Raw genomic sequence first — 13,176 nt, forward strand, 5'->3', positions numbered from 1 at the left:
TGTGCCCAACACGGTCAGGACCGCATCAACTGGTTCGTCTCAGCCACCTGGCCGCCTCGTCCAGGCCGGACGCCGAACGCGACACCAGCACGAGCGTGACCTGAGGGGGATGGGAGTCCAGGTCCGGGTACGAACCGAGACGGACCAGAGGATGTTCCCCCCGGAACTCCCCCGGTGATGCCCTTCACAGGCACTGCATCGATCGGGAAGGTCGCCGCGGCGACGGCGATGCGCTCGTCCGCCCACGCGTTGTCCCTGCGGAACCGGCCGACCAGCGCAGTGTCGACCTCCACGTCGCGGAAAAAGGCGGTGGCCACCGCCTTGCGGGTGATGTCGTCCGGCGTGAACCGAGTCCGCCGCAGACGAACAACAGATCCACGGTGTCGGCCGCGAGGCGGAGCACCCTGACAATTAGGGGACTCACGCCGGGGACGGCGACCACCACGCGCGGCCACACGCCTGGAGCCATCAACTCGTCCGCCGACCAGGTTGCATTCTTGTTGAGGACCCGCCCTTCGACGATCTCGTCGCGGATGGAAGGGCACGCACACGAGCAGGGTGCCCGTTGTCGCACCGCGACACGCGCGTCGTTCCCGCCGCCCGTCGCACCGTCGCCGATGTTCCACCACTGCGTCATCCGCCGTTGGAAGGGGAGAACATGTCCACCTATAAGGTCGGATACTTTGTCGGAAGCCTCTCGACCACGTCGATCAACCGCGAGCTCTCCCAGGTGCTGATCAACCTGGCCCCCGACGACCTCGAGTTCACCGAGATCCCAATCGGCAACCTGCCCCTCTACAGCCCCGACCATGACGCGAACTATCCGGCCGAGGCCACCGCGCTCAAGGAGGCGATCCGCCGGTCCGACGCGGTCCTGTTCGTCACGCCGGAGTACAACCGGTCGATCCCTGGCGCACTCAAGAACGCCATCGACTGGGCCTCGCGGCCGTGGGGGCAGAACTCACATCGTGCGGGTCCTGACCGTCCTGCCCCGGCAGTCGTAGCGGAGGCGGTGGTGCCGCAACGCACGTCGTCACGCCGCGTCGTACCTGGACTCGGAGTACACCGCCGACCCGGCCGAACGCGAACGCATCTTCCGACTGCTGCTCACCGAGCGCGACCAGATCGTCGCTCTCGGCCCGACGTACCGGCAGAAGGTCCGCGACGAATCAGCCCTCCTCGCGCTCCTCGAGCGCGCCCGCGACAGCCACGACGCCGCAGCCGCCCGTGGTGAGGCTGCACCGACCGGGGCGCCGAAAATCTTGGACCGCGCCGACTAGCGCAGCAGACCCACCCAGTTCGTCCTACCCGCGCCGGCCCGGCGAGAACGAATCCGGCTGAGCCGGTACCGGATCATCGGTGGTTCTGTGCACCGCGGTGATCGTCGACCACTTCCGCCGCCGCCAGGTGGAGACGTGCTCGCCGGGCCGAACCGAGCCGGCCGTATACCGCGGCCCGCATCAGGGGGTCCGGGAACGTCAGACGCCAGGCCGCGGCCGGCTGGGGAGGCAGCAGCAGGCCGGCATCGCACGCTTCCTCCAGCGCGACGAGCGGCTCGTGCACGTCGGCGATCGCCGCCGCGGTCGACAGGTCGGCGTGCTCTCCCAGCACCGACACCGCTTCGACGAGCCCGCGCGCCGCGTCCGAACACGAACTCAACGTACGGCCGACCGAGCGGCTGAACAGGCGTGGAGCCGGCAGCACCAGCTCCCTGCTCCACGCCTCGACCGGCAGCTCGGCCAGGAGCGCGAGCAGATGGCGTGGGTTGCCCACCGTGTGAGCGCACAGGCGGTAGGCGGTCTGGAGCGGCAGGTCGGGGACGCCGACCGCTGCAGCCAGGTCCTGGACGTCGCCCGGCAGCATCGGCCCGAGGGGCAGGACGGACCCGGTCCGGGCGCACCCGGCGAGGCGCACCAGGCCCTCGGGCAGGTCCGCAGCTCCCGGCCGCGTAACGACGACCGTCATCACGGGGTGGTCGGACAGCCGGCGCAGCGCGAACAGGAGAGCGCGCAACGAGTCGAGATCCGCCCCGTGCGCGTCGTCGATGACGAGCACGGTCGGCCGGGCCCGATCGAGCCCGGTCAACGCCTGCACCAGGCGTCGACCCACCTCGACCGGCTTCTCCTCCGGCAGCGTCGAGGCGGTGTGCACCGGCGAGCCGTACCCCCGGACGCCGATGAACCTGAAGAGCCGACCGATCACGGCAAAAGAAGAGCCGCGCCCGGACTCCCCACCGCTCGACCAGAACACCCGGAGATCACTGTGCCGTTCGACGAACCGGCGCAGAAGGGCCGTCTTCCCGATGCCCGCCGGCCCCTCGACGAGTACGACGCGGGAGCCCTCCAGCACGACCTCGCCGAGCACTCCGTCCAGGGCGTCGAGCTCGTGCTGCCGCCCGGAGAACAACGCAGCATCACCGTGCACCGCCGCGAGCGGCACCGCGGGGCGCTCAGGCTGTGGTTGCCGGATCGTCGTCGGTCGGCCCATCCCGCCAGGCTCGTCCGATTCCGCCCGATCGACCTCGACCTTCCGTTGGACGGAAGGCAAGACCCGCGTCACCCCTCGCCGGCAGCCGGATCGCCGGGTCCGACGCCGAGTTCGCTGTCGCGGAACTGTGCGGCCAGCTCGGCGCGGGAACCGACCCCGAGCTTGGCGTAGATGTGCGTGAGGTGGAACTGCACCGTCTTGATGCTGACGAACAGCTCCGAGGCCACCTGGCGGTTGCTCATCCCCACCGCCACCAACCGCGCCACCGCCAACTCCTGCGCGGTGAGCCGTGACGGGTCGAACGAACTGCGCTTCGCGGGTGCCAGCCCGGACGCCGCCAGCTCCCGCTCGCACCGTTCGAGATAGGGACGGGCCCGCAGTCCGGCCAACAGCTCGCGCGCTGCGGACAGATGGTCGGCGGCCGCGCGCCGCTGACCTGCTCGCCGGAGCACCTGCCCGTAGGCCAGCTCCACGAGCGCGTGCTGGAACGGCAACGCCAAGGGCTCCAACTCCACCAGCGCGCGGCGGAATGCGGCCTCCGCTGCGGAGAGCCGCCCCTGTGCCGCCTCCAACCGGCCCCGCACCCGGGCCAACCCGGCGATCACCGCACCCCGGCCGCGCGCCGCCGCCAGCTCCTCGTGCGGCACCAGGAACGCCTCGGCGTCGTCCCACCGCCCGGCACTCACCAGCGCGTCGCCGTAGAGGTCCTGCCACGGCCAGAACCCCGGCTCGTCCACGCCCTGGCGATCACTCATCGCGACCACCGGCTCCAAGGCCCGCAGGACAGCCTCGTGGTCCCCTTTCGCGGCGGGCACCTGGGCTCGGGCCAGCCCGGCGGCGACGACCATCAGCTCGTAGTCCCCCGGCCGCGCCACCGCCGCCCGCGCGTGCTCCTCCGCCGCGACCCACTCGCCGCGGGCCGCCGGCACCGTCACCGCCGCGAACCGCGCCAACTGCCGCAACCAACCGTGGCCGGACTCCTCCAGCAACGACACGGCCCGCTCCGCGTCCGCCGCCGCCTCGTCCCAGGCACCCAGGGCGAAGCCGGCCCGGGCCAGCCACACGTAGGACCACACCGCGATGCGGATCGTGCCGTTCTGGGCCGCGGCAGGAGCCGCCCGTGCCAGGAGCTGGTGCGCGCCCACGACGTCGTCGCCCACCAGGAGCAGCCAGCCCCGGGCCATGTGCACGCGTTCGAGGGGCGGACCGGTCTGGTCGTCGGCGAGGTTGTCCAGGATCTCGTCGTACGTCGCGAGGCCCTCCTGCAGGCGCCCCTGCCAGCCGAGGCCGAGCCCGAGCAACGCCTGTGCTTCGACCTGCACCGGGTCCCCCGGCAAGGCCAGGTCGAGCGCTCGCTGCGCCCAGTCCACCACGTCCGGACCCCGCAGCCGCCCGACGGCGTGCAGTGCCGATCGTTGCGCCACCACCGCACGCAGCGAGGCGTCGTCCACGTCGTCGGTGCGGTCCCAGGCCGCGCGGAGCAGGCGCTCAGCCTCGACGGGCTGCCCGCGAAGGACGGCGAGGTATCCCAGAGCGGCGTTGCGCAACGGCCCCGGTGCGAAGGCCACAGCCTCCCGCGCGAAGGCCTCCGCCTGGATCAGGTCCCCCGCGCCGGTCATGGCGTCCACGGCTCGCAACAACCGCTGCTCCCGGCTCGCACGGTCCGGGCTCAACCTGCTTCCTTCGACGAGCGCCCACGCCGCTCCGGCCCAGGCACCGACGGCCGCCTGCCGCCGCGCGAAGGCGTCGAGATCGGACTCGAGCTCGGGATCGGGCGGAGTCACGGCCATGACGCGGTGCCGCAGCGCCGACGCCTCGTCGTCGACGAGCCCGGCCGCCACGGAGTGCAGTCGCACCCGTCGGGCCGGCCCGAGCTGTTCGTACACGGCCGCCTGAACCAGCGGATGGCTGAAGGTGACGTCGCGGACACCGGTGTCGTCGCGCAGCTGCAGCAGGTTGAGATCGACGGCCTCGTCGAGAGCGTCGACCGGGTGGGCCACCTCCGCGAGCGCCGCGGCAGTGTTGAGCGACGTCACCCCGCCGAGCACGGCGGCGCCCTCCACCAGTCGACGCGCCGCAGGGCTGCAGGCGTCGAGCCTGGCGACGACCCTCATGGCGAACGCACCGGGAGCCGGTAGCACCGGCTCCCACGTGCGCCATCGCTCCTCAGGCATCTCCGAGAGCAGGGTGGTGATGTAGAGCGGGTTGCCCTCGGTGTGGGCGTGCAGTTGCCGGGCGACCCTGGTCGGCAGCCGCTGCACGCCGAGAGCGGTGGCGAGGCTCTTGATCTCTTCAGGAGGGAGTGCGGGGAGCCTGATGGTCGTTCCCGTCCGCCCGGTCGCCATCCGGCTCAGGCCCTCCGGGAGCCGGGGCGCCTCCTCGCTGCGTTGGGCGAGGACGGTGAGCACCCGCTCACCCACGAGCCGGCGCACCACGAACAGGAGCGCGCGGAGCGAGTCGACGTCCGCCCAGTGCGCGTCGTCGATGACGATCACGACCGGCGCCTTCTGCTCGAGATCTTCGAGCGACTCGAGGATCCGGACACCGACGCCGACGGGTTCCTCGGCGGGCAGCGAGCGGTTCCGGATCGCCAGCAGCCTCGAGTTGCTCACGCCTGCCCGGCGCATCAACTGGTCGGCCACCCCGAACGCGACGAACGCCTCCCACTGCTCGCCGGTGGCCCGCAGCACGGTCAGGTCCGACTCCTCGGACAGGAAGTGGTCGAGAACCGCCGACTTGCCGATCCCGGCCGGTCCGTCGACGAGGACGAGGCGCGGTTGACCTGCCCTGACCGTCGCGAGCTCTGCCCGCAGCACCGCGATCTCCGTGTGACGTCCGACGAAGGGTGCGGCGTTGTCGGGAACGGTCACGGCGCACCTCCTCGACACAGCGAACTCCACGGCGTCGGCATCGCATAGAGCATGGCCCGACCGACCGGTTCTTCGTCCCCGGAGCATGCCTAGTCTCGGCCTAGGCATCCATCCGGCGCGAACGGACGGCCCTGCGCCGGAGCATGCCCGTATGTGCGGGTGGATTCAGACGACTGCGGTGTCCGACGCCGACCACGGCGGGAGACCGACGGCGTCGATCATGTCGCGGCGTCAGATTCTCCACGGGTTCGGCGCACTCACCGCGGCAGCGTCGCTCGCTGCCTGCACGCCGTCGCGGCCGCGGTTCCCGACGCAGGCGGCACCGCTCCGACCGGCGGAGCGCCCTCGGCGAACCCCTCGGCGGTCCCGGCCGATCTCGGCACCGTGATGGCGGGAATCGAGGAGGTCCAGGTGTGGCAGGAGGAGTTCTACAAAGACCTGCACCGCCATCCGGACGTCTGCGGTGACCGAAGCCACCGGCCTGGAGTACTCGTCGACGGAGCCGGGGAAGATGCATGCCTGTGGCCACGACGCGCACGTGGCGTCCGGGCTGGGCGCAGCAGCACTGCTGGCCAAGAACAGAAGCGCCTGGTCCGGCACCTACATCGCCCTGTTCCAACCGGGGGAAGAGACCGGCAAGGGCGCCCAAGCCATGATCGACGATGACCTGGTCGGCAAGCTCTCCGCCGTCAAGCCCGACGTGTGCCTGGCCCAGCACGTCCTGACGGTGCCGGAATCCGGCAACATCGCCACCCGGTCCGGCGCCGTACTGTCCGCCGGCGACAGCATCAAGGTCACTGTCTTCGGAAAGGGCTCTCATGGCTCGATGCCGCATCTGGGCGTAGATCCAGCCGTGTTGGCGTCGTCGATCGTCCTCGGATTGCAGGGCATCGTGTCCCGAGAAATCGCGCCCAGCGATTTCGGCGTGGTGACCGTGGGAGCGATCAAGGTCGGCAGCGCACCCAACGTGATCAGTGACCGGGCCGAGCTGCTCATCAACGTCCGGGCCTACGACAACGCGGTGCGGGAGAAGATCTTGCAAGCGGTCGACAGGATCGTCCGCGCAGAGTGCCAAGCGTCCGGCTCGCCGCAGGACCCCACCCTGGAGACCATTGCCACGTTCCCTCTCACCGTGAACGACCCGGCCGTCACCGAAGCGGTGACGCAGGCCTTCACGCAGGCGTTTGGAGCCGACCGGGTGCACGAGCTGGCCCCCGTCCCGGCCTCGGAGGACTTCAGCCTCATCCCGGCGGCCTTCGGCGCGCCCTTCACCTACTGGGGGAACGGCGGCTTCCTGCCGGGCATGCCCGTCGTGGGCAACCACAACCCGGCTTTCGCCCCGGCGATCCAGCCGACTCTGCGGACGGGGACCGAGGCTGCCGTCGCCGCGACGCTCGCGTATCTCGGCTAGGAGGAGAGGTAGCCTCCTGCCATGGCGCCGGTGCTGGGTGATCGGTGTGCTGAGATGGCCCGCGCACTAGACGAGCCGATGGCCGGCACCGCGCCCTCGACCCGGCGCTGGCTGTGGCTGGAGCGGACAGAAGCGTGGCCCTCCGACATCACCAGGGTCGATGAGCCCGAGGTTCGGGCTCTGCTCATCCGGGCGTCGGCGGCCGGTTTCCGGCCGCTGCTCATCCGGAGCATGCAAGGCGGGCCGGCCGGGCGACCAGCGCGGATCTTCCTGACCGACACCGCCCCGGGCCGCTCCCTGACCACGGTGCTCGACGTCGAGTGGTCCGAGCAGTGGGGCGACGTTCCGCTACCTGGCCCCGACCAGGCGCTCCCCGGTGATCCGGTGACCGGTCCGCTGTTCCTGATCTGCACCCACGGGGAGCGCGACCCCTGCTGTGGCCTGGAGGGACGGGCGCTCGCGGATGCCGTCGCCGGACCGGACGTCTTCGCCTCCAGCCACCTCGGTGGACACCGCTACGCGCCGACCGCCCTGGTCCTGCCCACCGGCTACACCTACGGCCGGTTGGATCCGGCCGCGGCCGCAGCGATCCGCGAAGACGCAGCAGCGGGCCTGATGACGGTCGACGGGTGTCGGGGTCGGTGCACGTGGTCGCCGAGAGGACAGGTCGCCGAGCTGGCGGTGCGCGAGGTGACCGGCCTGCGCTCGCCCGACGCGCTGACCGTGGACGACGATTCCGGCGACACCGTCCACGTCGCCACGGCGACCGGGGAGCGCTGGGCCGTCGACGTCGAGGCGGTCGAGGTCGACGCGACACGGCCGGCCTCCTGCGGCGCCCGGCCTACTCTCATGGTCCCGCTACGCGCCGCCTCGGTACGGGCACTGCGGCCGAGCATCTGACGTCCGTGTGGCGCCGGACGCATCGGGCACGAGTTCCGGGATCAACGGGTGCCGGTGACCTCGGCGTCCTGGGTGCGCCCGGGCGGCTCTGCTAGCCCCCCGCGGGCGTGGAGAACGTCGCCGATGAAGACGTCGTAGATCAGAACCCCGATGACCCCGCCGATGAGCGGCCCGACGATCGGGATCCAGAAGTACCAGCTGAAGGCGCCGGGGACCGTGCCGGGCAGGGCGACGTCTCCCCACCCGGCGAGATACGCGAACAGTCGCGGGCCGAAGTCGCGGGCCGGGTTGATCGCGTAACCGGCGTTCGCGCCGAACGACATCCCGATCGCGGCGACGGCCAACCCGATCACCAACGGCGCGAGATTGCCCTGGACCGCGGTGTTGCGTAGGTCGATCACCGCGACGACGAGCATGAGCAGGAACGCCGTGCCGACGATCTGGTCGACCAGCGGACCGACCCATCCGCCGTGGAAGTACGGGGCAGGGAACGTCGCAAAGATCGAGAACGTCACGTTGCCCTGCGGCCCGGTCTTGGTGGTCCCGAGCGCATCGTTGAACGCGGTGATCGCGTCGTGGTAGACGAGGTAGACGAGCGCCGCACCGACGAACGCGCCCAGCACCTGCGCCACGACGTACGGCCCGACCTTGTTCCAGGGGAACCTCCGGCGTACCGCGAACGCGAGCGTGACAGCCGGATTGATATGCGCACCGCTGACGCCTCCGGCGACGTACACCGCGAAGGCCACGGCCAGCGCCCACCCCCAGATGATCAGCAGCCAGTCCCCGGTGGCAAGAAAGATGGTCGTCGAGCTCTGCGTCCGCCCCGAACCCGGCAGACCCGCGGCCATGGCGACGACCCCGTTGCCGAACGCGATCAAGACGAAAGTTCCGACGAACTCCGCGAGACACTCGCCTCCCGTACCTCCCAGCCGCTTCAGCCCGTGCCGCCGCACCGGTGCGATGTCGCTCATGGCCACCCCTTCCTGCCGTGTCCGACCGGCACGTCGCGCTGGGCCATCGCGTCCAGCCGAAGCCGGTTGTCGTTGCCGCGACGCACGAGGGACGACGCACTCGAGCATGCAAGCGACGAACGTTGCGTACGCGCAAATAGTGCGCCGTCACAAGAGAGATGGCAAGTATGATCACCACTGCAAGCGGCGCGCTGGGACGCGGACTATAGCGCCATGCCTGTCCAATGCCAACAGCTGATCACCCCTGGTCCACATGGGCCTTGATGTTATTTGCGTCACAGCAAACATTGCGCAGTGGTCGAGTCTCGCTTACCCGGGGCCATCCTCTCCACAGCCGGCGGCGGCAGCTTTCGCACAGGGTCGACCGTTCTCCGGCTCTCGGAGCAGGTGAGGGACAACCCTCGCCGGGAAGGAGAGCAGCGATGGCCACCCATGTGAAGCGATCCGGCGAGCCCGACGGGCCGAGCGTCACCGGGGCCGACGCGGTGACGATCCCGGCGCCGGCATCGATCACGCCCGGACGTGACCCGGCGTCGAGCTTTCTGGCCGGCTACCCGAGCGCCCGGGTCGAGCACAGCGAGACGGGCGGCCAGGACGCTGACGACGCCGCTGCGGGCATGCTCACGGGCTATCCCGGCGGCCGCACTGCAGACCACGTCCACGCGGGGACGCACGGCCTCGACCCCGCCACCGGCGTCCTGGCCGGCTATCCCGGTCCACGAGCGACCCACACCGAGACCGGTGGGCAGGGCCTGGATGACCCGGCCGCCGGCGTTCTGACCGGCTACCCCGGCACACGCGCACCCGGCAGAGCCGACGCGGATACAGCGGGCACCGAACCCACCACGACTGACGTCGCGCCATGAGGCGATCTCCGTCAGCAAACGGTGCGCTCCGCGTGCGCGGCTCGCGCTACGCCTCACGCGCCGCCTGAACGATCGAGTCGTCGGCGGCCGGCACGTTGGTGGTCGCACTGGTCCAGCCCAACGACCACAGATGTTCGTCCGGCAGCTCCCCGGCCGCCTCCGCGAACATGGTGAGCACCGGGATCAGTGCAACACGCTGTAACGACGGCATCCGTTCGAGCACCTCGCCGATGGCCCGTCGACGTCGGTCCATGACCTCGTCGACCACACCGCGGCCCTGCTCGGTCAGCCGTAACTGCAGATTTCGGCGATCCGTCGGATCGTCCTGACGATCCAGCAGGCCCGCCAGCACCAGGCGGTCACACGCCCGCGTCGCATTCGACGGGTGCACACCCAGCCCGCGCGCGACAGCTCCCAGATTCAACGGCCCCCGGCTCGCGACCATCACCAGCACTCGCAACTGAGTCGGCGTCACCACCTCCTCCACCGCCGCCACCGACTCGGCGCTGATAGCCACCAGAGCCCGTGCCGCCAGCATCGTCGCCTCGACATCGTCTGCCCACTCGGCCTGCGGACCTCGCACGATCTGCGCCACGCCACCCCCTCCCCGCCCAGCACGACCGTGCTGCCCACCGGACAGGTCACACATGTCCCTTGCGACTACGCATCTTTCTACAGGACGAACGAGAAATGGCGTCGCGGTCAGTCGTCGATCTTCTCGAGCTCGGATCTACCTCGCGACGTAGACCGTATTGGTCGAGTACCCGCCGGTCAGCGGGTTGGGGAACCGGACGATGGATGCCTCCGACCGGTCGAAGACCTCGGCGAGGACCGCCTCGAAGGCGGGGTCGGGTGGATCGTCGGACCACAGCGCGAAGACCCCGCCCGGATGCAGGTGCCCGACGAGCTTCCCCAGTCCCGCAGGCGTGTAGAACGCGGCGTGGCTCGGGTGCAGCACGTGTCGCGGCGTGTGGTCGATGTCGAGGAGGACGGCGTGAAAGCGCCGACCAGGTGCCTCCGGATCGAACCCACCATCGCTGTCCGCCATGGCGAAGAAGTCGCCCCGCTGCAGGCGGACCCGCGGATCCGACGCCAGTTCGGCGGTGTCAGGAAGCAACGCTCGCTGATGCCAGCCGATGACCTCACCGAGCGCCTCGACCACGATCAACGACCGGACGCGGGGATCGGCCAGCGCCGTCTGCGCGGTGTAGCCGAGCCCCAGGCCCCCGACGACGACATCGAGATCGGCATCGACCGCCTCGGCCAGGCCGAGGCGCGCGAGCTCCACCTCGGCCACCGTGAACAGGCTCGACATCAGGAACTCGTCGCCGAGCTTGACCTCGTACACATCGACCTTGAGCGACGGCTCGATCCGCCGGCGAAGACTGATGACCCCCATGCGGGTCTCGGACCAGTCGAGTTCCTCGAACCGCGCCCTCACGACACATCACCGACCCACCCGGAATGTCGTTCACCGAGAGCAACTCGGCGGATGGATGCTACCGACGGTCAGCGGACGGGAACCGCCCGTCCCTGCTCGCTGCTCCGCCGCGCCAGCTCGATGACCCGGATCGTGCCGCGGGAGTCCTCGGCGGTGACCGGAAGGGTACCGACGCCGCGCACCGCCGCCGCCGTGTCGCGGTAGAACGTCTCGTAGGCACCCGGCATACCGGAGAGCTCCCCGGTCAGGCCGAGCCCGGCCACCTCCGTGCTCAGCGTGAAGGCCAGGTCGTCGGGCGCACCCCAGCCGGCGTCACCGGGTCGGCGTCCGGCGAGCAGCGCGGCGACCTGGCCGTCGCGGCCGCGGGTGACCAGCGAGGCGGCGTCGCCGTGCACCTCGAAGCGTGGACCGGGCTCGCGGACCAGCGACCCAGCCTGCAGCACCACCCGCAGCGGGCCGTAGCGCAGGACGAGGTGCACGTAGTCGTCGGCGCCGGACCCGGGACGCTGGGCGGTGACGTCCGCGAGCACGTCGTCGGGGAGTCCGAACAGGTGCAACGCCTGGTCGATCAGGTGCGGCCCGAGGTCGTACAGCACCCCCGCCCCGGGACCCGACCGATCACGGGCGTCGACGGTGGGGCGGAAGCGGTCGTACCGGGCGATGTACGTGCCGAGCCGCCCGAGCACGCCGGCCTGGACGCAGTGCCGCACGGTCCGGTAGTCGGCGTCCCACCGTCGCTGGTGGAACACGGTAAGCCGCCTGTCCTCCCGCGCAGCGACGTCGATGAGGTCGTCGGCCTGCGCACTGGTCAGCGTGAACGGCTTGTCGACGACCACGTGCCGGCCCGCCAGCAGGGCCGCGCGCGCCAGTTCGTGGTGGACGGCGTTCGGTGCGGCGACGACCACCAGCTCGATCTCCGGGTCGTCGAGCAGGCGATCGAGATCCGGGACGACGGGCGTTCCGGGGAGGTCACGGTGCACCCGCTCGGGCCGCCCGGACACCACGGCGCGCAGCAGCAGCCGCGGTTCCGCACCGATCAGCGGCGCGTGCAGGTCGGCACCGGAGGTGCCGTAGCCGACCAGGCCGACGCCGACGGGCGCGCCGTCCGGTCCGGTCACGCCGTGCCGGTCCCGTAGGCCAGTGCGACCTTGACCGCGTCGTGCGGGTGCTCGTCCAGCCACCGGTAGGCCGCAGGCGCCTCCTCGAAGGGGAAGGTGCGGTCCAGCAGGCCGTCGACGGCGACGCGGTCGGTGAACAGCAGCCGCGCGGCGGTGTCGAGGACGCGGCGGCGGTTCCACAGCGGCGCGTGCCGGTCCGGCGCACCCCAGCTTCCGACCGAGGCGATCAGTGAGAGCCGGTTGTGGTGGAACTCCTCGCCGAGCCGCAGGTGCGCCGCGCCGCCCTGGTAGAAACCCGCGGCCACCACCGTGCCACCCAGTCCGGCCGCGGACAGCGCGCCTTGCAGGCCCCGGTCGGATCCGGACACCTCGATGGCCACGTCCACGCCGTGGCCGCCGTTGCGGTCACGGACGGTCAGCCCCAGCTTGTCGTCTGCGGCGTCGAGCACGTGCGTCGCCCCGAATCGCGCGGCGAGGTCGCGCCGGTGCGACTCGGGGTCGATCCCGATGACGTTCTGGATGCCTTCCAGCCGGCACATCTGCACGGCCAGGAGCCCGATCGCGCCGAGACCGTGCACGCTCACGGCGTCGCCGAGCTTGATCTCCGCGTCGTGCACCGCCTGCAACGCGACGGCGGCCAGGCTGAGGAACACGCCGCGCTCGAGCCGCTCGTCGGTGGGCAGGACGACGAGGGGGTAGGTCGCCTGGAGGGACACGGCCAGGTCGAGCACCGTCTCCTCCTGGTGCGGTGTGCCGGTGTGCACGAGGTCTCCCACCGCCACCTCGGTCACCCCGGGGCCCATCTCGACAACCTCGCTGATCATCTCGTAGCCGAGGGTCACCGGGTAGGCCGACGCGCTGCCGGCGGGGGGTTCGACGAAGGCCCGGAGCCCGCGGTCGAACACCTTGTCGGCGAACGCGGAGGTCCCGCGGTAGAGGCTCAGCTCGGTGCCGTGGCTGATCCCGCTGAGCCGGGCACGAAGCCGCACCTCCCCGGGACCGAGCGAGCGGGAAGGCTGGTCGGCCAGCCGCAGCTGCCGGGGTCCGTCGAGCACCAGGGTTCGAGACATGTGACGTACTCCACAACTAGGCTCGGGCCATCGTGCACC

The 13,176-nt window shown here is 70.9% G+C and carries 12 protein-coding genes; 4 read left to right on the forward strand and 8 right to left on the reverse strand.

The features are described 5' to 3' along the window. Positions 1-25: 25 nt before the first annotated feature. Positions 26-148, reverse strand: coding sequence for a hypothetical protein (locus RM445_RS32765; RefSeq protein WP_449619189.1), 123 nt, complete (start codon positions 146-148; stop codon positions 26-28). Between the two features lie 510 nt (positions 149-658). On the opposite strand from RM445_RS32765, the gene RM445_RS23120 reads away from it, so the two are divergent. Further along, entirely contained in the window at positions 659-1,234 is a 576-nt protein-coding gene (locus RM445_RS23120; RefSeq protein WP_311558974.1) for an NADPH-dependent FMN reductase, read from the forward strand. Positions 1,235-1,353: 119 nt separating this feature from the next. On the opposite strand, the gene RM445_RS23125 is transcribed toward RM445_RS23120, so the two are convergent. Further along, the gene (locus tag RM445_RS23125; RefSeq protein ID WP_311558927.1) at positions 1,354-2,487 is read right to left on the reverse strand and encodes an AAA family ATPase; all 1,134 of its coding nucleotides are present in this window, start codon (positions 2,485-2,487) and stop codon (positions 1,354-1,356) included. Between the two features lie 68 nt (positions 2,488-2,555). Continuing rightward, entirely contained in the window at positions 2,556-5,357 is a 2,802-nt protein-coding gene (locus RM445_RS23130) for a helix-turn-helix transcriptional regulator (protein ID WP_311558928.1), read from the reverse strand. A gap of 463 nt (positions 5,358-5,820) precedes the next feature. On the opposite strand from RM445_RS23130, the gene RM445_RS23135 reads away from it, so the two are divergent. Together RM445_RS23135 and RM445_RS23140 are read left to right on the forward strand one after the other, a co-directional pair. Continuing rightward, on the forward strand, positions 5,821-6,768 hold the full coding sequence (locus tag RM445_RS23135) for an amidohydrolase (RefSeq protein WP_311558929.1): 948 nt from the start codon (positions 5,821-5,823) through the stop codon (positions 6,766-6,768). Between the two features lie 54 nt (positions 6,769-6,822). After that, positions 6,823-7,668 (forward strand): sucrase ferredoxin, encoded by an 846-nt coding sequence (locus tag RM445_RS23140; RefSeq protein ID WP_311558930.1) that lies wholly within the window; start codon positions 6,823-6,825, stop codon positions 7,666-7,668. A 41-nt stretch (positions 7,669-7,709) separates the two neighbouring features. On the opposite strand, the gene RM445_RS23145 is transcribed toward RM445_RS23140, so the two are convergent. Next, on the reverse strand, positions 7,710-8,642 hold the full coding sequence (locus tag RM445_RS23145) for an MIP/aquaporin family protein (RefSeq protein ID WP_311558931.1): 933 nt from the start codon (positions 8,640-8,642) through the stop codon (positions 7,710-7,712). A gap of 422 nt (positions 8,643-9,064) precedes the next feature. On the opposite strand from RM445_RS23145, the gene RM445_RS23150 reads away from it, so the two are divergent. Continuing rightward, positions 9,065-9,508, forward strand: a complete 444-nt coding sequence (locus RM445_RS23150; protein WP_311558932.1) for a hypothetical protein — start codon at positions 9,065-9,067, stop codon at positions 9,506-9,508. A 46-nt stretch (positions 9,509-9,554) separates the two neighbouring features. On the opposite strand, the gene RM445_RS23155 is transcribed toward RM445_RS23150, so the two are convergent. The 4 genes from RM445_RS23155 to RM445_RS23170 form a co-directional block, all read right to left on the reverse strand. Then, positions 9,555-10,103 carry a MarR family winged helix-turn-helix transcriptional regulator gene (locus RM445_RS23155; RefSeq protein WP_311558933.1) on the reverse strand — a complete coding sequence of 183 codons (549 nt, stop codon included), beginning with the start codon at positions 10,101-10,103 and terminating at the stop codon, positions 9,555-9,557. A gap of 135 nt (positions 10,104-10,238) precedes the next feature. After that, positions 10,239-10,949 carry a polyamine aminopropyltransferase gene (locus tag RM445_RS23160; protein WP_311558934.1) on the reverse strand — a complete coding sequence of 237 codons (711 nt, stop codon included), beginning with the start codon at positions 10,947-10,949 and terminating at the stop codon, positions 10,239-10,241. A 68-nt stretch (positions 10,950-11,017) separates the two neighbouring features. After that, positions 11,018-12,067, reverse strand: coding sequence for a Gfo/Idh/MocA family oxidoreductase (locus RM445_RS23165; RefSeq protein ID WP_311558935.1), 1,050 nt, complete (start codon positions 12,065-12,067; stop codon positions 11,018-11,020). Continuing rightward, positions 12,064-13,137 carry a zinc-binding dehydrogenase gene (locus RM445_RS23170; RefSeq protein ID WP_311558936.1) on the reverse strand — a complete coding sequence of 358 codons (1,074 nt, stop codon included), beginning with the start codon at positions 13,135-13,137 and terminating at the stop codon, positions 12,064-12,066. Before RM445_RS23170 ends, RM445_RS23165 begins: the two co-directional genes overlap by 4 nt. Positions 13,138-13,176: the final 39 nt, after the last annotated feature.

This window comes from Pseudonocardia charpentierae, assembly GCF_031845345.1.
Lineage (GTDB): Bacteria > Actinomycetota > Actinomycetes > Mycobacteriales > Pseudonocardiaceae > Pseudonocardia > Pseudonocardia charpentierae.

Coding starts and splice junctions, on each gene's coding strand:
- RM445_RS23120 (WP_311558974.1), top strand. CDS start 659: ATGTCCACCTATAAGGTCGGATACTTTGTCGGAAGCCTCTCGACCACG.
- RM445_RS23125 (WP_311558927.1), bottom strand. CDS start 2,487: ATGGGCCGACCGACGACGATCCGGCAACCACAGCCTGAGCGCCCCGCG.
- RM445_RS23140 (WP_311558930.1), top strand. CDS start 6,823: ATGGCCCGCGCACTAGACGAGCCGATGGCCGGCACCGCGCCCTCGACC.
- RM445_RS23145 (WP_311558931.1), bottom strand. CDS start 8,642: ATGAGCGACATCGCACCGGTGCGGCGGCACGGGCTGAAGCGGCTGGGA.
- RM445_RS23150 (WP_311558932.1), top strand. CDS start 9,065: ATGGCCACCCATGTGAAGCGATCCGGCGAGCCCGACGGGCCGAGCGTC.
- RM445_RS23170 (WP_311558936.1), bottom strand. CDS start 13,137: ATGTCTCGAACCCTGGTGCTCGACGGACCCCGGCAGCTGCGGCTGGCC.